Origin of the sequence: Rhodococcus sp. 15-725-2-2b, assembly GCF_002259075.1 — a bacterium.
Classification (GTDB): Bacteria; Actinomycetota; Actinomycetes; order Mycobacteriales; family Mycobacteriaceae; genus Rhodococcoides.
Map to the genome: position 1 here is coordinate 40,711 of NZ_NPFL01000028.1, position 22,119 is coordinate 62,829.

Sequence of the window (22,119 nt, forward strand, 5' to 3'; positions counted from 1 at the left end):
CGGAGGAACCGTCAAAGTTTCTCGGCGAGTACATCGAGGTAGCTTATTTCAGGCGGCGAGGCGAAGAGTTCGTCCGCCCGTTCGCCGAGAGCCTGGCCGACCGGTCCGTTGAGATGCGTTTCACGGGCGGCGTCGTCCGGGAAAGCATCGACGATGCCGAACGTCGATGGGCCGAACCGTACCGCCAACCAGGGTCGGGTGCCGGGCTCCTGTTCGACGAGCGGTTGGGCCGACCGGAGAAACTCCTCGACTGCATCTTCCTTGCCGGGCTTGGCTTCGAGTCGGACCAGCAGTGCCTTGGTGACCATGACGATTCTCCTGTTCGAAGTGGTGGACACGGCCAAGCATCACACCTCGGACCGGCAAAGGGAAGGGCCTGCAGTCCGCGCGCGATCGAATTTGGTTTTACCCCTGGTAATCTCGCAGCCGAGAGAGGAGACTCGACCGGTAGAGGGAATAAGCACGCCAGGTGCAGCGCCGGCCGAATTTCGGTCACGTCGCGAAACATGTTGATGTGCCAACATTTTGGGTTACCGGTCAGTTCAGTGTGCTGCTTCGAACTGCCCACACCGCGTATCGGCTCGAACATCACGATCTGTTGCACGGATACAGAATATCGAACGACCGACACTGGCCGACGTCGACAGTCGCGACCAGGGATTCAGGCGGTCGACCTCCGTTGTACGGTGAATAATGCTGTCTACCAGCCGCATTCGTTCTCATCCCATCATTTTTCACTGCGGGTGCGTCGGCCACCTTCTCGACCTGCATTTCCCAACAGGCGTGCCGATCTCGACTCGTACCAACCAGTACAACCACCTCACTACGAAGTCTTCGCCGATGTCGGGGTAACGGACGCCGCTGTCCACATGCTCACCGGCCGGACCGATCGAAAGGAACGAGTCATGGCGACTGCTGTGGGTATAGACCTGGGCACCACCAACTCCGTCATCGCCAGCTGGCAAGGCGGCGAGCCGGTGGTGATCTCCAATATCGAGGGAGCGCGGACGACGCCGTCGGTGGTGGCCTTCACCGAGAGCGGAGAACGGCTGGTGGGTCAGCTTGCCCGACGGCAGGCGATCTTGAATCCGAAGGGCACGATCTACTCGGCGAAACGCTTCATCGGACGCCACTACGACGAGATCTCCGATGAGGCAAGAGCGGTCAGCTTCGACATCGTGGCCGGTGACAACGGCGAGGCCCGAATCGATGTGCGGGGCAAGAAGTATGCGCCGGAGGAGATCAGTGCCCTCGTACTGCGCAAGCTCGTCGACGACGCGAGCAAGTTTCTCGGCGAGAAGGTCAAGGAAGCGGTCATCACAGTTCCTGCGTACTTCAACGACGCGCAGCGCAACGCCACCAAGGACGCCGGCCGTATCGCGGGCCTCGAAGTCCTGCGGATCATCAACGAGCCGACCGCTGCGGCGCTGGCGTACGGCATGGACAAGCAGGTCCACGAAACCGTACTGGTCTTCGACCTCGGCGGCGGCACCTTCGATGTGAGCTTGCTCGACGTCGGCGAGGGCGTCGTCGAGGTTCGGTCGACGGCCGGCGACTCTCACCTGGGCGGGGACGACTTCGATCGACGCCTGGTGGACTACCTCGCCGACGACTTCCAGCAGGTGGAGAACATCGATCTGCGCAAGGACGCACAGGCGTTGCAGCGCCTTTTCGAGGCCGCAGAGAAGGCCAAGGTCGAGTTGTCCTCGGTGACCCAGGCCCAGGTCAACCTGCCGTTCGTCACCGCCGATTCGGACGGTCCCAAGCACCTCACGACCACCGTCATGCGATCGAAGTTCGAGGATCTGACGGCGGATCTCGTGGAGCGCTGCCTCGACCCGGTGAAACAGGCAATGAGTGATGCCAAGGTCACCGCCAACGACATAGACGAAGTGATTCTGGTCGGTGGTTCGACGCGCATCCCGGCGGTGCAAGCCCTGGTTCGGCGGCTCACCGGCGGCAAGGACCCCCACATGGGCGTCAATCCGGACGAAGTCGTGGCTCTCGGCGCGGCGGTTCAAGCCGGCGTGCTCAAGGGCGAGGTCTCCGACGTGCTGCTGCTCGACGTCACCCCGCTGTCTCTCGGCGTCGAGACACAGGGCGGGGTGATGACCAAGATCATCGAGCGCAACACGACCATCCCGGCCCGCCGCAGCGAAGTGTTCTCCACCGCGGAGGACGAGCAGTCCGCCGTGGATGTCGTTGTGCTGCAGGGCGAACGCGAGCGGGCCGCCGACAACCGTTCGCTCGGACGTTTCCGTCTGGAAGACATCCGGCCCGCACCGCGCGGCGACGCCCAGGTCGAGGTCACGTTCGATATCGACGCCAACGGCATCCTCAATGTCACGGCCAGGGACAAGGACACCGGCAAGGAACAGAGCATCACGATCAGTGAGCAGAGCAATCTGGACCCGAGCGAGGTCGAACGCATGCTGGCCGAGGCCGAACGGAATCGGGGCGATGACGAGGCGCTGCGCAAAGCTGTCGACGCGCGCAACGAACTCGATTCCGTTGCGTATCAGGTGGAACGGCGACTCGCCGAACTCGGTGACAGCGCGCCACCGCACGACAGGGCACGGGCCGAGATGCTGATCGCCGATGCCAGAAAGGCAGTGAAGGACGGCGCTTCGCCTGCAGATGTACAACCACTCGCCTCCGAGCTCCAACAGCTCCTCTACGGGCTCGTGCCGGTACAGGACGGCGGTGACGGACGTCAGGTCGGTGGCGCGGACGCGGCCTCGACCGATGACGACGACGTGATCGACGCCGAATTCGATCGAAGCTGAGGCACGAGATGGAAAGGGCTGCAGATCATTCGACACCCGAACCAGCGGCCGACGTCACGGAAGGCGATCGAACCGAGACGGTACCGGATCACGCCGCCACGAGTGCCGAGGAGGCTCGACTCGACGACCGCTGGCGCAGAGCCCTTGCCGATCTGGACAACCTGCGCAAGCGGTATGCCAAGGACCTGGAGCGAGAACGGGCCGCGGAGGTGACGAAGGTGTCCGCGGCGTGGCTGCCGGTACTGGACAATCTGGAACTTGCGTTGGCACATGCGGACAGCGATTCGCAGACCGTTGTCGACGGCGTCAAGGCGATCCGCGATCAGGCGGTGCAGGTGCTGTCACGGTTCGGTTTCGAGCGTCACGACGAGGTCGGAGTTCCGTTCTCCCCGCAATTGCACGAAGTGGTCAGCGTGGTGGTCCGGCCCGACCTTCCGTCCGGGACCGTGATCGACGTCGTCCGTCCGGGTTACGGAGAGGACGGACGGCAACTGCGGCCGGCGTCGGTGGTCGTCAGCCGCCCCGAGGGGTGAGCACCGATGGCGCGTGACCACTACGAATCGCTCGGAGTCCCGCGGGGTGCGAGCACCGACGAGATCCAGCAGGCCTACCGCAAGCTGGCTCGCAAGTATCACCCCGACGTGAACAAGGACCCCGCAGCGGAAGACACGTTCAAGGAGATGAACGAGGCCTACCAGGTGTTGTCCGACCCGGACACTCGGAAACGCTACGACCGGTTCGGTGCCGACTTTCGGCGTGTCCCCGAGGATTACGACGAACGGACCCGCACCCACTCGGGTGGATACCGCGGTGGCGGGAACAGTGGCGGAGGATACGACCGCGGGAGCAGACGCGTGCACTTCGGTCCCGGTGGCGACGGTGGTGTCGATCTCGACGACCTCTTCGGGCAGATGTTCGGCGGCGGTGGCGGGTACGGGCCGATTCCCGGTGCCGATCAGGAAGCGGAACTGGCCTTGACGGTCGAGGAGGCGTACCGGGGCGGCACACGCACGCTCGGACTGGACGGACGGCAGTACGACGTCGACATTCCGGCCGGGGTCGTGGACGGCCAGCGAATTCGGTTGGCCGGACAAGGCGGACGGAGCAACGGCGGCGCGCCGCCGGGGGATCTGTACCTCGTGGTGCGGATCGAGCCACATTCCCGGTTCCGAGTACAGGGCCGAGACATTCACGTCGACCTCCCGGTATCGCCATGGGAGGCGGTCCTCGGGGCGACCGTCGCCGTTCCCACCCCGGGTGGCGAGGCGAAAGTGAAAGTGGCTCCGGGCTCGTCGACTGGAAGGAAGCTGCGACTGCGCGGCGAAGGAATGCCGAATCCACGTGGCACCAACGGCAACCTGTACGCCGAGATCAAGGTGATGGTGCCGTCGAAACCGACAGCACGCGAACGCGCACTGTTCGAGCAGTTGGCCGCAGAATCGAACTTCGATCCGAGGACAAAGACATGAGCGACCCGAACCCGGTGGTCCGGTACGTACTGGTTCGACGCACCGAATTGTCGACCGACGCCTTCGCCGAACGTACGGGGCTGCATCCGGAACTTGCACGGAAGCTCGTGGTCCTCGGTCTGCTCGACGCCGATCGCGTCGTAGGTGGCGAAATGTTCTTCGCATCAACCGAAGTGGCCCATGCAGCCCGCATTCGACGACTGCGGACCGGTCTCGGCCTGAACTACTCGGCAATCGGGCTCGTGCTCGACCTGCTGGAACGAATCGAGACACTCGAAGCATCTTCCCGCAGAAGGAGGACAACCACATGGACATCAGCAACCTGACCGAGAAGTCGCGCGAAGCACTGCAGGAGGCCCAGAGCCTTGCGACCAGAATGGGTCACACCGAGGTCGACGGAGAGCACCTACTGCTCGCCTTGGTCGGTCAGCAGGATGGCTTGGTGCCCCGATTGCTCGAGCAGGCCGGTGCCGAGGTCGATGCCCTGCAATCCGATCTGGAACGTGAACTCTCGCGAAGGCCCAAGGTCAGCGGCCCCGGTGCCGGGACCGGTCAGGTGACGATCACCCGACGCTTGTCCGTGCTCCTCGACGCCGCCGATCGAGAGGCGAAGCGGCTCAAGGATTCCTACGTGTCGGTGGAGCATCTCCTGATGGGCCTCGCCGAAGAGGGTTCGGCCACTGCGGCAGGGCGAGTACTCGCCCGTCACGGAATCACCAGGGACTCCTTCCTCACAGCGCTGACGAAGGTGCGCGGCAATCAACGCGTCACCTCGGCCAGCCCGGAAGGTGCGTACGACGCGCTGGAGAAGTACGGACGCGATCTGGTCGCCGAGGGGCGGGCGGGCAAACTCGATCCGGTGATCGGACGAGACGCCGAAATCCGCAGGGTCACGCAGATCCTGAGCCGCAAGACCAAGAACAATCCGGTTCTGATCGGCGACCCCGGCGTCGGGAAGACCGCGATCGTCGAGGGCCTTGCCCAGCGGATCGTCCGCGGCGACGTTCCGGAAGGCCTGCGCGACAGAACGATCTTCTCACTCGACATGGGTTCCCTGGTGGCCGGCGCGAAGTACCGCGGGGAATTCGAGGAGCGTCTGCAGGCGGTGCTGGCCGAGGTGAAGGCAGCCGACGGGCGGATTCTGTTGTTCGTCGACGAGTTGCATACCGTGGTCGGTGCGGGATCAGTGGGCGGTGAGGGGTCTCTCGACGCCGGCAACATGCTCAAGCCGATGCTCGCCCGAGGCGAGCTGCACATGATCGGTGCCACCACGCTCGACGAGTATCGCAAGCACATCGAATCCGATGCGGCACTGGAGCGACGGTTCCAGACCGTCCTCGTCGACGAGCCGAGCGCCGAGGATGCCATCTCGATCCTGCGCGGACTCCGCGAACGCCTCGAGGTGTTTCACGGCGTGAAGATTCAGGACGGCGCTCTCGTCGCTGCCGTCACCCTCTCGCACCGCTACATCACCGACCGCTTTCTCCCGGACAAGGCCATCGATCTGGTCGACGAGGCGTGCGCTCGGTTACGCACCGAAATCGATTCGATGCCGGCCGAACTCGACGAACTCACCCGGAAGGTGACCCGGCTCGAGATCGAAGATGCCGCGCTGTCCAAGGAGACCGACGGAGCGAGCAAGGCACGTCTCGACGAGCTGCGCAAGGAGCTGGCCGATCTGCGGGCCGAGGCCGATGCCCGGCACGCTCAGTGGGAGGCGGAGCGACAGGCGATCCGCCGGGTGCAAGAGCTACGGAGTGAGCTCGAGCGCTTGCGCCACGAGGCCGAGGAGGCGGAGCGCGCCTACGACCTCAATCGGGCCGCCGAGTTGCGCTACGGCGAGATCGTCGAGCTCGAACGCAGGCTCGAGTCGGCAGAGGAGCAGCTGGTCACCAGACAAGGCCGGAGCCCGTTGTTGCGCGAAGTGGTCACCGAGGACGAGATCGCCGAAATCGTGGCTGCGTGGACTTCGATCCCGGTCGCTCGGCTGCAGGAAGGCGAGCGACAGAAGTTGTTGCAGCTCGACGAGATTCTGCACGAGAGGGTCGTGGGTCAGGACGAGGCGGTGCAGCTGGTCGCGGACGCGGTGATCCGGGCGAGGTCCGGCATCCGTGATCCACGCCGGCCGATCGGGTCGTTCATCTTTCTGGGCCCGACGGGCGTGGGAAAGACCGAGCTCGCAAAAACATTGGCCGGCGCTCTCTTCGACAGCGAAGACAACATGGTGCGCCTGGACATGAGCGAGTACCAGGAGCGGCACACGGTGAGCCGGCTCATCGGGGCACCTCCCGGATACGTGGGGTACGACGAGGGCGGACAGCTCACCGAGGCGGTGCGCCGAAAGCCGTACTCGGTTGTGCTTTTCGACGAGATCGAGAAGGCGCACGCAGATGTGTTCAATACCCTGCTACAGGTGCTCGACGACGGCCGGATCACCGATTCACAAGGCAGGCAGGTCGATTTCAGGAACACGGTGATCATCATGACCTCCAACATCGGTTCCCAGCATCTCCTCGAAGGAGTCACACCCGACGGCGAGATCGAGCCGAACGCCCGCGAGCGGGTTCTCGCGGAACTGCGTGGGCATTTCCGTCCCGAGTTCCTCAACCGGGTCGACGACATCGTGCTGTTCACCCCACTCACCCTGCCCCAGATCGAGCACATCGTCGGGTTGCAGCTCACCGATCTTCGAAACCGGTTGTCGGAGCGCAGGATCGATCTGGACATCACCCCGGACGCGCGCAGGCTCGTCGCCGAACGCGGATTCGACCCGGTCTACGGTGCACGGCCATTGCGTCGGTACATCGCCCACGAGGTCGAGACCAAGATCGGTCGCGCGTTACTGCGAGGGGACATCGAACCAGGCGGCACCATCACCGTCACGGTGGTCGACGGAGAACTCGTCGTCGCGTATGCGGAACCCGCCGTCGCGGCGGCCTGAGAGGAGATGTCGCCATGGAATCGGACAAGGTGAAGTGCGCGCACTGCGGCAAGGTCAACAGGGTGCCTGCCGCAGCGGGCGGGACACCCCGGTGCGGGAACTGCCACGAGCCGCTGCCGTGGATCGCCGCAGCACGGGACGAGGACTTCGCGGAGATCGCCGAACACCCCTCGGTGCCCGTACTCGTCGATCTCTGGGCGACCTGGTGCGGACCGTGCCGCATGGTCAGCCCGGCGCTCGAACAGCTCGCCGGAGAACGCGCGGGCCGGATCAAGCTGGTCAAGGTCGACGTGGATGCCGCACCCCTGACGTCCGAACGATTCACCGTCAGGGCCGTGCCGACCCTGCTGGTGATGGATCGAGGTGAGGTCCTCGCTCGGCAGGCCGGTGCAGCCCCGGTACCCCAGCTACGCGCATGGCTCGATCGAGCGCTTTCGGAGAATGCAGGCAAGGAGGCGACATCATGACGTTCGTGCCAGTGGACCCGCACGTCGATGCAATCCGGTCCGTGGTGCCCAGAACTCCGCAGGGCTGCGAAGAATGCCTGCGTCTCGGCACCCCGTGGGTGCACCTGAGGCTGTGCCTGACATGCGGGCACGTCGGGTGTTGCGACTCCTCGCCGGGCAGACACGCGAGCGCGCACGCACATGTCGTCGGTCATCCGATCGTTCGGTCGATGGAACCCGGAGAAGATTGGAGGTGGTGTTATGTCGACCGAAATTTCGTCTGAGGACGCCGGACCAGCGGTCGTCGACGAGACCACGGACGAGCACGGCGCGTTCCCGCGGCTGACGGACGATCAGGTCGCAGTGCTCGAGGTCGGTGGCACACGTCGATCGGTTCGTACCGGAGAAGTGCTGATACGCGAGGGTGCGCCCAGCAATGACTTCTTCGTCGTTCTGTCCGGCAAGGTCGCCGTTCTCGACGAGGGTGACCGGGACGGTGAACGTCGAATACTTCGCGTGCACGGACCCGGCCGCTTCTTGGTTGAGCTCGGACTGCTCGAAGGTCAGGTGGCGTTCTACACCGCCGAAGCGATCGAAGACGGCGAGCTGCTCGTCACTCCCGCCGAACGGGTGCGCGAACTGGTTGCCCACGATCCAGTGCTGAGCGATCTGATCCTGCGGGCTTACCTGCTGCGTCGACACCTGCTGATCGGGCTCGGCTCGGGGTTCCGGATCATCGGGTCCTGCTATTCACCGGACACGTTGCGGCTTCGAGAATTCGCAATGCGAAATCGATTGCCTCACAAATGGATCGATCTGGAGCGGGACGAGCGGGCGGAGCAGCTGTTGCGCAGCCTGGACATCGCCCCCGAGGACGTTCCCGTCGTCATCTGGCACGGCGAGAAGGTACTGCGCAATCCGACGAACACAGAGCTCGCCCGCATCGTCGGACTTTCCGTGCCGAACGCTGCCCAGGACGTGTTCGATCTCGTCGTCGTGGGTGCAGGACCGGCCGGACTGGCCGCATCCGTATACGGAGCGTCGGACGGGTTGAACACGGTGACACTGGAGACGATCGCCGCAGGGGGACAGGCCAGCACCTCCTCCCGAATCGAGAACTATCTGGGATTCCCGGCCGGAATCTCCGGATCCGAATTGGCCGAGCGGGCTGTGATCCAGGCCGACAAGTTCGGTGCCCGCATCCTGGTCTCGGCAGAGGTGACCGGATTGACGTCCGAAGCCGGGTACCACGTGCTCCGGCTCTCTGACGGCGGCACGGTTCGCGGCCGGTCCATCGTGCTCGCCACCGGTGCGCGCTACCGCAAGTTGACCGTTCCCGGTATCGCGGAACTGGAAGGCACGAGTGTGTACTACGCCGCCACTCATCAGGAAGCCCGCATGTGCGGGACCGACCCGGTGGCCATCGTCGGCGGCGGTAACTCCGCAGGCCAGGCGACAGTGTTTCTCGCCGAACATGTTTCGGACGTCCACTTGCTCATCCGCAATGACGATCTCGGAAAGAGCATGTCCCGTTACCTGGTCGACCAGATCGAGCACCACCCGCACGTGACCGTGCACCGCCACACCGAGGTTCGCGAGGTCCGCGGCAAGAAGTACCTCGACGAAGTCGTGGTCGAGAACAACCGCACGGGCGAACAGGCCACGATCAGAGCGCACGCCCTGTTCGTGTTCATCGGAGCGACGCCTTACACGGGGTGGCTTGCCGACGCCATCGCACTCGACGAACACGGGTTCGTCGTCACCGGTACGGACGCAGCTCTCGCTCGTGGAGACGGCGCCCTACAGATCGGAGCAGCGCTGTGCGGGACGCTCGAAACGAGCCGACCCGGCCTGTTCGCCGCGGGCGACGTCCGCAGCGGATCGGTGAAGCGAGTCGCATCCGCAGTCGGTGAAGGAGCGATGTCGGTACGCCAGGTCCACGAGTATTTCGAGCGACGGTGACGTGGGACAACCGCAACCATCGCAGCCCTGACGGATCCAGTGGACACACGTACACTGAATCGAGTGGGGAAGAGAACTCAGCGCACACAGGAGTTGGGTGAACTCGCAGAAATCGCGCTTCGCGAGCTGGCATCGGCCACGGGTGGTGTTCGCGCAGTTCACTCGGCCATTGCACGACGCACATTTGCCGCCGTGAAACTCGGCGTCGGGCCGGCCGCCGTGCCGACGCAGCTGATGCACGACGCGATCGCCGCCGGAACCTACGCGACCATCACAGCCGCCTGCACCGGCGCAGCCACAGCAGTCGGTGCACTGACCGGCAGTTCCGACGTGACCGGCGACGAGGTCACCGAGGACGATGCGCGGCCGTCACCGTCGCACACCACCCGCGGCGCTCAGACCATCGCCGTCCTGCACGGTCTCATCGGCGACGACATGGAGCGCAGTTCCCGGGTCCTCGCCTACCCGATGTCGATACGTGTCGACGGACGCCCGGTAGTTACCAAGTACCGCGCCCTGGCCACGGCGTTTCCCGACGCGGGAGCGCACCTCGTGGTGTTCCTGCACGGGCTCGTGGAGACCGAATCGGCATGGCGGCTCGGTGGGCGACCCACGTACGGGGAGCGCCTGGACTCAGAATCCGGAACGACCTCGATCTTTCTGCGCTACAACACCGGTCGTCGAATTGCCACCAACGGTGCCGACCTGTCGGACCTGTTGGAACAGCTCGTGCTGGCCTGGCCCGTCAGGGTTCACCGCATCACCCTGGTCGGTCATTCCATGGGCGGGCTGGTCTCGCGCAGCGCCGCACACCACGCTGCGGAGAGCGGCCGCCGATGGGTGGAGCTGTTGACGGACGTATTCACCCTGGGGACACCACATCTGGGTGCGCCGCTTGCGCGCGGCGTTCACGTCGCCACGGCAGCGCTGGCAATAGCGCCCGAGACCCGTCCGTTCGCGAACCTGTTGGCGCGTCGAAGCGCCGGAGTCCGCGACCTGATTCACGGATCGATCACCGAGGACGAGGGACATGCCAGCTACGCCGACGGATTCGACGTCGGAGCGGCCGCGGACATCTCGGTTCCGGAGGGGGTGCGGCATCATCACGCGTCCGCCGTCATCACAGGAAACCCGCGACACCCGATCGGAATCTTCGTGGGCGACGGCCTGGTCCGTACGGACAGCGCCGGAGGGCGGAACAAGCTGCGTGACATAGGACTTCGTCCGGACGACGGTCTGGCGATCAACAGCGCACACCACTTCACCCTCCTCAACGACGAGAGAGTGTACGAATGGATGCGACGCGCACTGGTCGGCCCATCTTCCGAATCGTCCCCCTGACTGTCGATTTCGGCCTACTCGGTCCATCGATAGTCGAGGAACTTCCCGTCGAACGTCACCACGACACGATCTCCGTCCTCGTGCGGGCGTCGTTCGATGTTCATCGTGAAGTTGATGGCACTCATGATGCCGTCGCCGAACTCCTCGGCGATCAGTTCTTTGAGCGCAGGGCCGTACACCTGCAGCGCCTCGTGGAATCGGTAGACCGTGGGGTCCGAGGAGATGCCGAGCGACCCGCGATAGGGGGCCAGGGTCAGCTCGAACAACGAACCGTCGGGCATGCCCAGTTTTTCGGCAAGGAGGTCGGCCTGGGCGAGGCTGAGGGGATGCTGTCCGTAGAGTGCCGACACCGTCCATGCCACCGGCATGTCGATGGCCTCGGCCACAGCGGCCCAACTCAATCCGGCTCGAGCTCGTGCAAGCCGAATCTCGCCGATCAATGGCTTACCTGAAAAATCGGTCAACAGCTCTCTCCTTCGTGGCCGTACTGCAGGCGCACACCGAGTGCGCCCCGAGTTCACAGTCTCAGCTCGATGATCCTGCCTCGCAACATCTGGTATCGATCACGCGAGCACGGTCCGATCGCAGATATGGTGGTTGTTTCCGCCACGGCACAACGAAAGTACTGACGACATGACCCAACTCGGTCTCGGCCTTGCCGCCCTCGGACGCCCCGAGTACCTGACGGTCGGGCACTCCGATGCCGTCGACGGGCGATTCGATCCGGCAGCCCTCGAGCAGCTGTGCCACGCAGTACTCGACGCCGCATGGGACAGCGGAATCAGACACTTCGACGTCGCGCGCTCCTACGGCTTTGCCGAGCGCTTCCTCGGCAGCTGGTTGTCGCGACACCCTTCTCGGCGAGACGAGCTGGTGATCGGCTCCAAATGGGGATACGCGTACGTCGCCGATTTCCAGCGGGGTGCCGAGGTGCACGAAGTGAAAGAGCACTCGGTTGCCCGCTTGGCCGAGCAGTGGCCGCAGACTCTGCGCGACCTCGGCGGTGCACCGGACCACTACCTGATCCACAGCGTCACCCCGGACAGTCCAGCCCTGAGCGACACTGCCCTGCTCGACGACCTACGTGCCCTAGCCGAGAGTGGTACCCGAATCGGCATCAGCACCAGCGGGCCACATCAAGCCGACGTGGTGCATGCAGCGCTGGAGATCGGGGTGTTCAGCTCGGTGCAGTCGACGTGGAACCCCCTCGAGCCGTCCGTCGGCCCGGCGTTGGCACGAGCACACGAAGCCGGCTGGTTCGTCGTCGTCAAAGAGGCCATGGCCAACGGCCGACTGGTGGCCGAAGATTCTGCACTCGCCCGCGTCGCGGACTCCGCCGGAATCGGCCGCGACGCACTGGCGCTGGCACGTGCACTCGCCCAACCCTGGGCCGATGTCGTGCTCTCCGGCGCGGCCACAGCGGCACAACTCGAGCAGAATGTCGCTGCTCTGTCGATCGACCGCGAACTGATCGCAGCGAGCGATCCGGATCTTGCAGAATCGCCAGAGATGTACTGGGACAACCGCTCTCGACTGGACTGGACGTGATCGGTTCTGGCACGAGCTGATCGTCCGCTGAATACTCGGATCCACGCCGATGTTCGCGGAGGCCGTCTCTGCGACCGACGACCTCGGATCGGCTCCTCCGTTTCGGATACCCGACTCCGATCGGCGTCGGGTTCACAAGAACGGGGAGCTGATTCGTGACGGCGGTATGGGGAGGGCGGATCGAACCGTCGAACGCTCGCAAGCGGGTGCGATCACACCCGAGCTTGTCGAGCCGGTGTCGAGCGGCATTGCGGCGTTTGGGACGATTCGGGCATGACGACGAACCGGCAGACGCCCTCCGAACATGGTGACAAGGAGCAGGATCGACCCGGACTCGATGACGTTGTCAGGGGGCGGCCGCCGGCGACGGAATTGGCGGCCAACGTCGTTCGCGGCGGTCTGATCGGTCTGGCGGAAACGGTTCCCGGGGTCTCCGGCGGCACGGTCGCCCTGGTCACCGGGATCTACACCAGGGCTATCGCGTCGGCGAAGCATCTGACGGACATCCCCAAGGCCGTGCTCACGCGGTCCGACGTGCGTGCCGAGGTCCGCCAGGTCGATTGGTGGCTGCTCGTCACGGTCGGCGTCGGCATGCTGTTGATGGTGTTCTCGGTGGCGGGGATCATGGCGGATTTCGTCACGGATCAGCCCGTCTACTCGAAGGCACTGTTCATGGGCATGATCGCGATGTCGGTGGCGATCCCGTTCATGGAGATCAGTCGTGGAGCTTTCCCCACCATCAGGTCCCGACTGTCCGCCGTGGTTCTGTTCGTCGTTCTCGCTGTCGCGGTCGTCGTTCTCACGTCGCTACCCGGGGTCGAGGCGTCGAATCCGTCGTTGATTCTGGTGTTCTTCGCCGCGACGATCGCAATATGTGCGCTCGTGCTGCCAGGTGTATCTGGCTCGTTCTTTCTGCTGGTCATCGGCCTGTATGCGCCGACGCTCACGGCCGTCGACGAGCGGAACCTGACGTACCTGGCCGTGTTCGCCCTAGGTGCTCTGGTGGGGTTGGTCAGCTTCGTTCGAGTGCTCGAACGGTTGCTGGCGAACTACCACGACCTGGCGATGGTCGCCGCTGCCGGCCTGCTGTTGGGGTCGTTGCGTGCACTGTGGCCGTGGCAGGGCGAGAACAGAGAACTGCTGGCTGTCGGCAACGAATGGCCCGCCGCCGCGGGCCTCTTCGCCGTCGGAGTTGCGGTCGTGGCTGTGGTCGCCATCGTTCAGCATCGACTGGCCGCCACGCGTACGCCCTGACCGAAACGGTCGGCGTAGCCGGCAATCCACTCCCCTCGTCGGAATTCGCACCTCCTACAGGCACCGTGAATTCCCACGAGGGGCGTATGTGCGCGCGAGCCGTCCGCACCGGCCACCACAGACAAAAACTCCGACCCCAGCAGCGGGATCGGAGCAGTGGAGCCTCCCAACGGGATCGAACCGTTGACCGCTCGCTCACAAGTATGTTGCGAGACAACCGGATACGTCCGCATGGAACCACCACAGAGGCTCTGACCTGTGTCAATCGTCCAGGCAGCACCACCCGAATCCAGGTCCGTTCGTACCGACATGTGACACGCTCGTGACACCGAAGAGCAAGGCATCAGCGACCCCACCCCGCACGCAACTACCGACTCACCCATCGTCAACGTGCCATTAGTGCGAAGGTCAAATCGTCAGGAGGAGCAATGCGCATCGGAGAGCTGGCGAGCACGACAGGCGTCCCGCCGAGAATTCTTCGCTACTACCAAGAACAGGGCCTGATCAGCCCGCGTCGACTCGACAACGGGTACCGAGAATACGACGAGTGTTTGATAGACCGGGTAAAGAAAATTCGCGAACTCATCGACACCCCGGCACCGACCTCAGGAAATGGCGAGTCGCAGACTGCCCAGAACACTTCTGTGGCGGCTTCGGACGATCCTCAGCGTCGTTTTCCGGCGTTACCAATCCTCAGGACCGACGCTCGACACGGATGCAGCCGCGCTCTCGACGTTGCTCAGCGCGCGCAGACCCAATTCGATGGTGTTGGCCGAAAAAGGAATGGTAAGGGCAACTGCAGCAACGATTTCCGAATCTGTAGCGCCATAGCGTCGGGCATTGTCGATGTGAAGCTTCGCACCGGCACCGTACAAGTGGGTGGTCGAGAGATCGGCAACCACCAACGTCAATTCGCGCCACTTCGGTGCGAGCCCGTCCTTTCGCCACAGCACCTTTCCCATCGAGCGATAGGCAGAAAACAGGCGTGGAGTGTGCGTGCTCATCATCCCGTGTACACCGGGAAATGGGGCCTCGAATGCGTCCCAATACCCTCCGCTCGTCGATTCTGGAACACCGTAGTCCTCTGGGTCGAAGGCGAGCGGTAAGCCGATAGCGAGGCTGTGCGTGGAAATCATCGAAAGAAGCTCGAGGACATCGAGTATCTCGCGTCGACTCGCTCCGAGTTGGAGTGCTCTCCGAATTCGCTCGTCGACCCCGTGCTGGTCAAGCACTGTCATCGATGCGTCGTGGGCCAGCAGCAGAAGCTCGCGAATGTGAGGATCGAGCTCAGCGGCCGAGAACGCAGCGTCCAGGTACTCGGCATAGGCCTCGGCGAATACGAGGTCCAGTTCGATCAGCAGTTCCCATTGCCGACTGACGCTCCCGTACACCCGTTCGACTTTGCCGCGGACATCGTCGGCGCTCACAGTGCAGTGACCGGGAGCGGAAGGCCGGTGTGAATGGCAGGGATCGATACGACGGTTCCGCCTTTTGCGATGGTCACGATCATCTGGTCGAGCGCTGCGCCTGCGAAGCACACGCTGGTCACGAGCACGCGGTTGCCGAACAGAATTTCATGACAGATCTCGCCTTGATCATCAACGGCCACAACGTTGTCGCCGGAGCTGCCGGCGATCCAGAGCCAACCGGCGGAATCGACTGCCATGCCGTCCGGGCGGCCTCGCTCAAGGGTAACGGCCCATCCGTCCGGCGTGCATCCTTTCTCGGTGACGTCGTAACGGCGAACGGAGTCGGTTGCCGTTTCGGCGACGTACAACTTGCCACGGGTGCTGTCGAAAGCCAGGCCATTGGGAAACATGAGTCCATCGAACTGCGTTTCGAGATCGCCGGTCTTCGGATCGTATGCGTGCAGCCGCCCGGGCTTGACCTCGCCGATTGCATGCTCGGCGGTGTCGGTGAACCACAGTCGACCATCAGGACCGATAACGCAGTCGCTGGGCGCAGACACCGTTCCCGACAGTTCGACGCTCAGAGTGCCGTTTGCCCATCGCTGCAGCGAAGGCGCGGCCGGGAGTTTCGAGCGCGAAGGCATCGCAGTTCCGCCGTTCTGGGTGATCCACAATTCACCGCTGGGGCCAAGGGCGAGTCCGTTCGGACCACCTCCGGTTTCGCACAACAGTGTGGGCCCGGATCCATCCAAGGGAACCTGATAGACGTGACCGCGATTGATGCTGGTCACCGCAATCGAGGTGTCGTCGATCTTGACCGGTCCTTCGGTGAATCCGACACCGCTTGCGAGCACAATCGCGCCATCGGGAAGTTCGAGCGACGCTGGCGCTTCCTGCATCGTCATCGGGTCCTACTTTCCTTGGGGTCGGTGCCAACCTGGTCGCGCTCGAACCGGACGGCCGTGTGGCCGTCTATGTCCACGAATGCAGCGCGGACACGCATGCCTATCGTCAGTTCCGTGTTGTCCAATCCGACGATGTTGGTGATGAGTTTGGTTCCTTCGTCGAGCTCGACCACGGCCACGTTGTACGGCAGCGGACCGAAATTCGGAAAGTACATTTTGTGAAATACACCGAAAGTCCAGATCGCTCCTCTCCCTGTCGATTCGATCCACTCGAATGAACCGAAAGCCCCGCAACTGCTACAGGCCGCCCGAGGGGGAAACTGGGTCACCCCGCACCCGAAGCAACGAGTGGTCATCAGTTCGTGCCGATCGAGAGCCTCGAAGTACGGTTTCAGCAGTTTGGATGCCGGAGTGAAAGGCACTGTTGGAGAATTCATTCTAATAATCCGATCCGTAGATTATCGAGGAAACGACCGGCGAGGGGCAGACGTACTGGATGATCGAGGTCCGTTCCAATTGACGCGCACCGCACGTCCGCCGTATTTGACGCACTGCCTCGACCGTGAGTCCCCATCCCTGCATATAACTTTCGGAGAGATGGCCGCCGCTGGTGTTGAGAGGTAGCTCGCCTCCGATACCGATTCGGCCGCCCTGGATGTAATCGCCACCTTCGCCCTGTTCGCAGAATCCAAGCCCTTCGAGCGCGAACAACACATTGGGGCTGAAGTTGTCGTACACCATCAATGCATCCACGTCGGCGCGCTTCACATCCGCCATGCGGTAGGTGCGCTCCCCGACGGCTCGGGTGGCATCACACCAATTGTCCCCGGGAGGGAAGTCGGAATTGATCAGCTGCCCTTGCTGTCCATAACCCAGGACATAAGCGGGTGGGTTCGGGTAGTCGGCGGCTTCGTCTGCGGCGCACATGATCAAGGCCACGCCGCCGTCGTTGATGAGGCAATAGTCCATGACGTGCAGGGGTTCGACGATATAGCGGGAATTGTGGTACTCGTCGAGACTGAGCGGCCTCCGCATGACGGCATTCTCGTTCAGTGAGGCATTGTGACGGAATGTCATCGCCACTGTCGCCAGCTGATCGTCGGTGGTGCCGTACAAGTATTTGTGACGCTGGTACATCATGGAGTAGAACGCGCCGGGGGATGTGAAGCCGTACGGGGCAGTCAGATCCGCAGACGTTCCGTAAGCTTCGCCGACAACGCCTCCGTAGGTGGCACCTGCCGACCGCCCGTTGTTGCCGTACACCAACGCAACACGCCTGCACAGACCGGTAGAAATCGCCATGGCTGCCATCTCGATCGACGTGCCGGACATCCTTCCCTCGGATGGGAGTTGAGCCATCCAGCTGGGCTGGATGCCGAGATTGGCGGCGACAGCCTCGTATGAACTCACGCGGTTCACTATGAGTCCATCGATGTCCTTGACCGTCAACGCTGCATCACTGAGCGCTTCGTACAGAGCCCAGCTGCCGAGGTCGTCGGCGGAGTATCCGGGTAGTTTGCCGAAGGGCGTGGTGCCGACGCCAACGATGGCGCTTGTTCCCTTCGGTCCGTTGGCTGATGTCATTTTTCTCGCATCTCTTCTCTCGTAGTCGACCGGACCGACCAAGTGATCACGGAGCTCAGTAAAAATATTATATATAATAATCCCCAGGAGCGTAACCTTTCGAAGCCTGCGGCGAAGCTTTGAGCGATGATCCCTCCTTTTGTATAGAATGCCTCCTGAGCGCGCTTTCGATGGCGCAAGCCCGAAGAATGTGTCGCCGGAGCGCCGAGGAGGCCGAGTGTGAACAGCGAGAAAGTGTCGCCCGCCGCAGCGCAGGTGGGTGGGAGGAAGCAACTCTCCGCCGAGGTCGAGGCCTTCGTGCGCGAGGAGATCATGACCGGGAAATTCGAGGCCGGCCGGTACATTCGAACGGAGACTCTGGCGGCGCACTTGGGTGTCAGTCAAACGCCGGTCAGAGAAGGGCTGCAGGCGCTGCGAGGTCAAGGTTTCCTTCGCCTCGAACCACGGAAGGGCTTCAGGGTATTGGAGCTGCGCCGGTCCGACATCGACGACATCTTCGGCGTGCAAGCGGATCTCGCCGCCGAGCTCGCCAGGCGTGCCGCGACGCGTCTGAGCTGGGAGCAGGTGAACGAACTCGCGCGGGTACACGACGAGCTCGTGGTCGCCGTCGACGCTAGCGACGGGGTCGCAGTGCAACGGCTCAACAGCGACTTCCATCGCCTCATCAACCACAGTGCCGACTCGCCGAAGATCGCCATGCTGCTCGCTGTCGCTCTGTCCTACGTCCCCAACAGGTTCTACGAGACGACCGGACTGTACCCACCGACCGACGAGCGGACCGAAATCCTCGAGGCGATGAAGACCAGGGACCCCGAGCGGGCAGCGGCCGCGATGCGCGTCCACATCGAGCGCTCGGGCGTGGTTCTCCAGAAATTTCTGGACGACAAGGGAATTCTCGGCAGCTGACTTCATGCCGTCTCGGGCGGCCCGATGGTTGTCGACTCGATATGTGACTCGAGCTTCTCAAGGCATTCGGTGCGGTCGAGCGTCGGTGAACTACACAACAGCAAGTCGTTGCCGCTCGGTCCGCCCACCACACAAGCAAGGCAGAGCTGTTGAGTCGGAACACGTTCGAGTAACGTTCCGGCCGCGGTGACGCGTTGGGCTGCATTGCCGAAGACATCGGACACCCAGATACACCCCCACCCGTCCAGGCCGATGCCGTCGGGAGCGAACCCGAGCGGAAGACGCACCCTATCGATCAAAGTCCCGTCGGGCGCAATATCGAACCTGCTCAGTTGCGAACCGAACGACTCGGCGACGAACAGCTGTCGGGTTCGATCATCGATGACGATTCCGTTCGAGAATGCGATTCCGGACGCCGCTTCTCGGTAGCTCCCGTCCAGGTCCACCACGAACACTCGACTGAGGACTGGACATTCGAAGGTGCCTGCCGATACCCGTGCGATGTCGTCGGGGCCGGAGAGATGGTCGTGGGGATCGAATCCTGTTTCGCCGACGTAGCAGCGTCCGGAAGCGTCGACCACCATATCGTTCAGCGTGGTCGGCACGGTGGCCGACAGGTCCGCGTGGATAGCCCAGCCGTCGTTCTCGCGCCGAAGGATCTGCCGTTGCTCCATCATCACCACCAGAAGTCGACCGTCCGGGAGCCAGTCGATCCCACCGGGTGATCCGGGCACCTCGATGACCGTGTGGACACCAGTTCGCACGTCCGCGACAACGATTTGTTCGAGATGCATGTCGACGAACCAGAGTCGGTCTTCGTGCCATCGTGGACACTCGGTGAAGGCGAACCCGCTCACGACGGTGGTGGATGTTGTCGGTGTGTTCACTGTGCGCTACTCCTTTTGTCGGTTGTCGCCGGTACTGCCGAGACCTGTCGGGCAGCGGGCTGCCTGCGGCGGCTCAGCAGGGCGGTGAGGAATGCACCCACGACTCCGAACGCGGCGAATACGAAGAAGCTCGTGGATGTGCTGCTGCCGCTGGCGATCAGAAATCCGATCAGTGTCGGACCGCCCAACGCGCCGATTCTGCCTGCGATCGAGATCCAGGACAATGCTGCGACGCGTGTGGAGTGCGGGTAGTCGGTGGCAACGAATCCTGGCAACAGGAGTTGTGCACCAAGGGTTCCCGCGCCAGCGATGAACACCAAGCAATACACGATCAGAATGGGCATGGGAATCGACAACGCCAGAATGCTGGCCGACGCGGCCAGAAAAACACTGATTATCACGATGCCCGGGCCGGAGATGTCGGCACGTTTTGCGAGCAGGGGTGGCATCACCGCTGCGCCGAGGTTCAGTGCGATGAGAAAGGTGAGGGCGGAACCGAGTTCGTACCCGTTGGCGCGCATCAGTTGCGGAAGCCAGGTGTTCAGTCCATAGGTCAGGATCAGACCCGCTGCACTGACCGCGCCGAACAAGGCGGTACGCAGTCGGACGGTACGGGTGAACAAGCCTGACACCACCGTCGATATGGGCTTGGTTGCGCCGGAGTCGAATTCGCGACTCACGCCGAGAGCTACGTCACCTTTCGGTAGGCGAGCAATCATCAGCGGAACGATCGTCAGCAACGGCAACCCTCCGAGTGCGAACAGGAATCGGGCACCGAGGGGTTCGAGAACGAAATAGCCGATCAGTGCGGCGATGACACCGCCGACAGGGTAGCCGGACCACGCGATCGCACTGTAGCGGTTACCTTTTCCTACAGGCGCGCACTGCACGGCCAGTGCGGCAACCAACGGTACGAACGCCCCTACTCCGAGTCCTACGAAGAATCGCATTCCGCCGAGGACCTGCGCATTCGGTGCGATGGACGATGCAAGCATCCAGATCGAAAACCACACGCAGGAGACGATGGTGAGCCTGCGTCGCCCGAGCATGTCGGACAGAGTGCCCGAGATGATGGATCCGATCAGCATCCCGATCACGGTCATGGTGCCGATCAGTCCGGCCTGTGTCGGGCCGATGTTCCATTCGTCGGATGCAATCAGCTGGGGTAGGACCGTTCCGTACACGACCAGGTCGTAACCCTCGAACGCGAGCCCTAGAAAGCAGATCGCCAGTATTGTCTGCCGTTGTCCACGATTCGTCATGCGATACCGTCCGCTTCGCCGGATTCGATCCGAACACGCCTGGAGTTTGCCCGTGCCGCGGACACCGGCGACGCGGTGAGGTCGTCGTCCAAATGCGAGGGGCGGCCCCCGAGTACCGATATGCATCCGAGGGCGATCACCGACAAAAACGCGATGTACCAGGCAACCGAGGTATTCGATCCGGTTACTCCGAGCAGATACTGCGCCACGAATGGGGCGGTTCCAGCGATAGCAGCGGCTGGAATAGCCTGAGACAGCGCAGTTCCGGTGTATCGCGACAGTGCTGGGAACTGTCCCGCATACAACGCGAACTGTGGTGCATTGACCGGTGCCATAGTGAAGCAGAGGTACACCGACATCGCGACGAACACGCCGATCGGGCCGGCCTCGAACAGCAGGAAGAATGGATACACGAAGACGATCGAGAACGTCAGGCCGAACAGGACAACAGTGCGGGCGCTGGATCTGTCGGCCAGCCAGCCCGCAAAGGGAACGGCGATCGTATAGAGCAGAGCAGCCACGATCAGGGCATTGAGAATCGAGTTTCTGTCGTAACCCAGTGAGCCCGTTGCGTATCCCACGCTGTAGGTGAAGACGGTGTAATAGACGACACCACCGGCTCCGGTGATCCCTGTGGCCAACAGTATTGGCTGCCAATATCGAACGAAGGTGGCGGAGAGGCTCAGGCGGGGCTGCTGTACCGAATCGGTGTTGGACGCGATGAACTGTGGGCTGTCGCTGATGGACCGGCGGAGCCAGAACGACAGACCGAACAGAACGGCACTGAGAAGAAACGGTATGCGCCATCCCCAGTCGAGAAATGCATCGCCGGATATGTGGGAGAAGAACGAGGTTGCAACCGATGACAGGATGAGCCCGAGAGCGCCCATGTGGACGATGCTTCCAAGAAGGTTGCGCGTGGACTTGCCCGAATGCTCGACGAGAAGCAAAGCAACACCTGCCACTTCGCCACCGAGAGCAAAACCCTGAATGAACCGCAGCGTCACCAGGATCAGTGGTGCAGCGATGCCGATGCTCTCGAAACTGGGTATCAGACCGATGGCGACGGTGGCACCGCCCATCATCAGGAGTGTGAGCATGACGGTCTTCTTTCGGCCCACACGGTCCCCGATCCGGCCGAGCACAATGCTGCCGATCGGACGCGCAACAAAGCCGACCGCGAAGGTTGCGAATGCCGCGAGCGTGCCTGTCGCGGGGCTGTAAGACGGAAAGAAGACCTGGTTGAACACGAGCGCGGCCATGGTTCCGTACAGCATGAAGTCGTAGAACTCGATCGTACTTGTTGCTAACCCGGCTACGACCAGTCGACGTCGGTCTGCTGTCGTGGCGGGCGGATTCGGTGGCTGTGATCCCATAGGAGGTCCCCTTGAGCAGGATGGTTCGTGGCAGATGATGCTC

General features: G+C 63.0%; 21 protein-coding genes and 1 pseudogene. 13 read left to right on the plus strand and 9 right to left on the minus strand.

Going from position 1 to position 22,119, the window contains the following annotated elements; all coding sequences use genetic code 11:
* Positions 1-11: 11 nt before the first annotated feature.
* A complete protein-coding gene (locus CH306_RS27965; protein ID WP_032376247.1) occupies positions 12-308 on the minus strand; it encodes a putative quinol monooxygenase in 297 nt (98 codons plus the stop codon).
* A 597-nt stretch (positions 309-905) separates the two neighbouring features.
* On the opposite strand from CH306_RS27965, the gene dnaK reads away from it, so the two are divergent.
* From dnaK to CH306_RS28010, 9 genes are all read left to right on the plus strand, one after another.
* The gene (dnaK, locus tag CH306_RS27970) at positions 906-2,786 is read left to right on the plus strand and encodes a molecular chaperone DnaK (RefSeq protein ID WP_032396347.1); all 1,881 of its coding nucleotides are present in this window, start codon (positions 906-908) and stop codon (positions 2,784-2,786) included.
* Positions 2,787-2,794: 8 nt separating this feature from the next.
* Positions 2,795-3,319, plus strand: a complete 525-nt coding sequence (locus CH306_RS27975) for a nucleotide exchange factor GrpE (protein ID WP_032396037.1) — start codon at positions 2,795-2,797, stop codon at positions 3,317-3,319.
* Between the two features lie 6 nt (positions 3,320-3,325).
* The gene (locus CH306_RS27980) at positions 3,326-4,255 is read left to right on the plus strand and encodes a DnaJ C-terminal domain-containing protein (protein ID WP_068055997.1); all 930 of its coding nucleotides are present in this window, start codon (positions 3,326-3,328) and stop codon (positions 4,253-4,255) included.
* Positions 4,252-4,581, plus strand: a complete 330-nt coding sequence (locus CH306_RS27985) for a chaperone modulator CbpM (protein ID WP_094648489.1) — start codon at positions 4,252-4,254, stop codon at positions 4,579-4,581. The genes CH306_RS27980 and CH306_RS27985 overlap by 4 nt, the downstream gene beginning before the upstream one ends.
* The gene (gene clpB, locus CH306_RS27990; RefSeq protein WP_094648490.1) at positions 4,563-7,196 is read left to right on the plus strand and encodes an ATP-dependent chaperone ClpB; all 2,634 of its coding nucleotides are present in this window, start codon (positions 4,563-4,565) and stop codon (positions 7,194-7,196) included. The genes CH306_RS27985 and clpB overlap by 19 nt, the downstream gene beginning before the upstream one ends.
* Before the next feature lie 14 nt (positions 7,197-7,210).
* Entirely contained in the window at positions 7,211-7,663 is a 453-nt protein-coding gene (trxA, locus tag CH306_RS27995) for a thioredoxin (RefSeq protein WP_094648491.1), read from the plus strand.
* Positions 7,660-7,926: a ubiquitin carboxyl-terminal hydrolase 14 gene (locus CH306_RS28000; protein ID WP_082898839.1), complete on the plus strand. Its 267-nt coding sequence runs from the start codon at positions 7,660-7,662 to the stop codon at positions 7,924-7,926. Before trxA ends, CH306_RS28000 begins: the two co-directional genes overlap by 4 nt.
* Positions 7,904-9,604: an FAD-dependent oxidoreductase gene (locus CH306_RS28005; protein ID WP_094648492.1), complete on the plus strand. Its 1,701-nt coding sequence runs from the start codon at positions 7,904-7,906 to the stop codon at positions 9,602-9,604. Before CH306_RS28000 ends, CH306_RS28005 begins: the two co-directional genes overlap by 23 nt.
* 63 nt (positions 9,605-9,667) lie before the next feature.
* Positions 9,668-10,945 carry an esterase/lipase family protein gene (locus CH306_RS28010; protein WP_143545431.1) on the plus strand — a complete coding sequence of 426 codons (1,278 nt, stop codon included), beginning with the start codon at positions 9,668-9,670 and terminating at the stop codon, positions 10,943-10,945.
* Between the two features lie 14 nt (positions 10,946-10,959).
* Here the strand turns inward: CH306_RS28010 and cynS are convergent, their stop codons facing one another.
* A complete protein-coding gene (gene cynS, locus CH306_RS28015; RefSeq protein ID WP_094648494.1) occupies positions 10,960-11,409 on the minus strand; it encodes a cyanase in 450 nt (149 codons plus the stop codon).
* A gap of 169 nt (positions 11,410-11,578) precedes the next feature.
* Between cynS and CH306_RS28020 the strand changes: the two genes are divergently transcribed.
* The 3 genes and pseudogenes from CH306_RS28020 to CH306_RS28035 all read left to right on the plus strand — a co-directional run.
* Positions 11,579-12,493 (plus strand): aldo/keto reductase, encoded by a 915-nt coding sequence (locus CH306_RS28020; protein WP_094648495.1) that lies wholly within the window; start codon positions 11,579-11,581, stop codon positions 12,491-12,493.
* A 273-nt stretch (positions 12,494-12,766) separates the two neighbouring features.
* Positions 12,767-13,747: a DUF368 domain-containing protein gene (locus CH306_RS28030; RefSeq protein ID WP_094648497.1), complete on the plus strand. Its 981-nt coding sequence runs from the start codon at positions 12,767-12,769 to the stop codon at positions 13,745-13,747.
* A 428-nt stretch (positions 13,748-14,175) separates the two neighbouring features.
* Positions 14,176-14,325: pseudogene (locus CH306_RS28035) on the plus strand (MerR family transcriptional regulator); the annotation flags it as partial.
* A gap of 105 nt (positions 14,326-14,430) precedes the next feature.
* Here the strand turns inward: CH306_RS28035 and CH306_RS28040 are convergent.
* From CH306_RS28040 to CH306_RS28055, 4 genes are read right to left on the minus strand one after another with little or no spacing between them, the layout of a single operon-like run.
* Positions 14,431-15,174, minus strand: coding sequence for a carboxymuconolactone decarboxylase family protein (locus tag CH306_RS28040; protein ID WP_094648498.1), 744 nt, complete (start codon positions 15,172-15,174; stop codon positions 14,431-14,433).
* Entirely contained in the window at positions 15,171-16,061 is an 891-nt protein-coding gene (locus CH306_RS28045) for an SMP-30/gluconolactonase/LRE family protein (RefSeq protein ID WP_094648499.1), read from the minus strand. Before CH306_RS28045 ends, CH306_RS28040 begins: the two co-directional genes overlap by 4 nt.
* On the minus strand, positions 16,058-16,498 hold the full coding sequence (locus CH306_RS28050; RefSeq protein ID WP_256981295.1) for a Zn-ribbon domain-containing OB-fold protein: 441 nt from the start codon (positions 16,496-16,498) through the stop codon (positions 16,058-16,060). Before CH306_RS28050 ends, CH306_RS28045 begins: the two co-directional genes overlap by 4 nt.
* 1 nt (position 16,499) lies before the next feature.
* Positions 16,500-17,645, minus strand: coding sequence for a thiolase family protein (locus CH306_RS28055; protein ID WP_094648500.1), 1,146 nt, complete (start codon positions 17,643-17,645; stop codon positions 16,500-16,502).
* 219 nt (positions 17,646-17,864) lie between these two features.
* Here CH306_RS28055 and CH306_RS28060 point away from each other — a divergent pair, with 219 nt between their 5' ends.
* Positions 17,865-18,551 (plus strand): GntR family transcriptional regulator, encoded by a 687-nt coding sequence (locus tag CH306_RS28060; RefSeq protein WP_256981296.1) that lies wholly within the window; start codon positions 17,865-17,867, stop codon positions 18,549-18,551.
* Positions 18,552-18,553: 2 nt separating this feature from the next.
* Here CH306_RS28060 and CH306_RS28065 read toward each other — a convergent pair whose 3' ends face one another.
* Genes CH306_RS28065 through CH306_RS28075 form a run of 3 tightly spaced genes read right to left on the minus strand, consistent with a single transcriptional unit; the run spans position 18,554 to position 22,076 of the window.
* Positions 18,554-19,438 (minus strand): SMP-30/gluconolactonase/LRE family protein, encoded by an 885-nt coding sequence (locus tag CH306_RS28065; RefSeq protein WP_094648501.1) that lies wholly within the window; start codon positions 19,436-19,438, stop codon positions 18,554-18,556.
* On the minus strand, positions 19,435-20,700 hold the full coding sequence (locus tag CH306_RS28070; protein ID WP_179272989.1) for an MFS transporter: 1,266 nt from the start codon (positions 20,698-20,700) through the stop codon (positions 19,435-19,437). The genes CH306_RS28065 and CH306_RS28070 overlap by 4 nt, the downstream gene beginning before the upstream one ends.
* Complete coding sequence (locus CH306_RS28075) at positions 20,697-22,076, minus strand: MFS transporter (protein ID WP_094648503.1); 1,380 nt, start codon at positions 22,074-22,076, stop codon at positions 20,697-20,699. The genes CH306_RS28070 and CH306_RS28075 overlap by 4 nt, the downstream gene beginning before the upstream one ends.
* Positions 22,077-22,119 lie beyond the last annotated feature (43 nt).

Coding starts and splice junctions, on each gene's coding strand:
- CH306_RS28045 (WP_094648499.1), bottom strand. CDS start 16,061: ATGACGATGCAGGAAGCGCCAGCGTCGCTCGAACTTCCCGATGGCGCG.
- CH306_RS28000 (WP_082898839.1), top strand. CDS start 7,660: ATGACGTTCGTGCCAGTGGACCCGCACGTCGATGCAATCCGGTCCGTG.
- CH306_RS28075 (WP_094648503.1), bottom strand. CDS start 22,076: ATGGGATCACAGCCACCGAATCCGCCCGCCACGACAGCAGACCGACGT.
- CH306_RS28050 (WP_256981295.1), bottom strand. CDS start 16,498: ATGAATTCTCCAACAGTGCCTTTCACTCCGGCATCCAAACTGCTGAAA.
- CH306_RS27980 (WP_068055997.1), top strand. CDS start 3,326: ATGGCGCGTGACCACTACGAATCGCTCGGAGTCCCGCGGGGTGCGAGC.
- CH306_RS27965 (WP_032376247.1), bottom strand. CDS start 308: ATGGTCACCAAGGCACTGCTGGTCCGACTCGAAGCCAAGCCCGGCAAG.
- CH306_RS28030 (WP_094648497.1), top strand. CDS start 12,767: ATGACGACGAACCGGCAGACGCCCTCCGAACATGGTGACAAGGAGCAG.
- clpB (WP_094648490.1), top strand. CDS start 4,563: ATGGACATCAGCAACCTGACCGAGAAGTCGCGCGAAGCACTGCAGGAG.
- CH306_RS27975 (WP_032396037.1), top strand. CDS start 2,795: ATGGAAAGGGCTGCAGATCATTCGACACCCGAACCAGCGGCCGACGTC.
- trxA (WP_094648491.1), top strand. CDS start 7,211: ATGGAATCGGACAAGGTGAAGTGCGCGCACTGCGGCAAGGTCAACAGG.
- dnaK (WP_032396347.1), top strand. CDS start 906: ATGGCGACTGCTGTGGGTATAGACCTGGGCACCACCAACTCCGTCATC.
- CH306_RS28055 (WP_094648500.1), bottom strand. CDS start 17,645: ATGACATCAGCCAACGGACCGAAGGGAACAAGCGCCATCGTTGGCGTC.
- CH306_RS27985 (WP_094648489.1), top strand. CDS start 4,252: ATGAGCGACCCGAACCCGGTGGTCCGGTACGTACTGGTTCGACGCACC.
- CH306_RS28020 (WP_094648495.1), top strand. CDS start 11,579: ATGACCCAACTCGGTCTCGGCCTTGCCGCCCTCGGACGCCCCGAGTAC.
- CH306_RS28070 (WP_179272989.1), bottom strand. CDS start 20,700: ATGACGAATCGTGGACAACGGCAGACAATACTGGCGATCTGCTTTCTA.
- CH306_RS28005 (WP_094648492.1), top strand. CDS start 7,904: ATGTCGACCGAAATTTCGTCTGAGGACGCCGGACCAGCGGTCGTCGAC.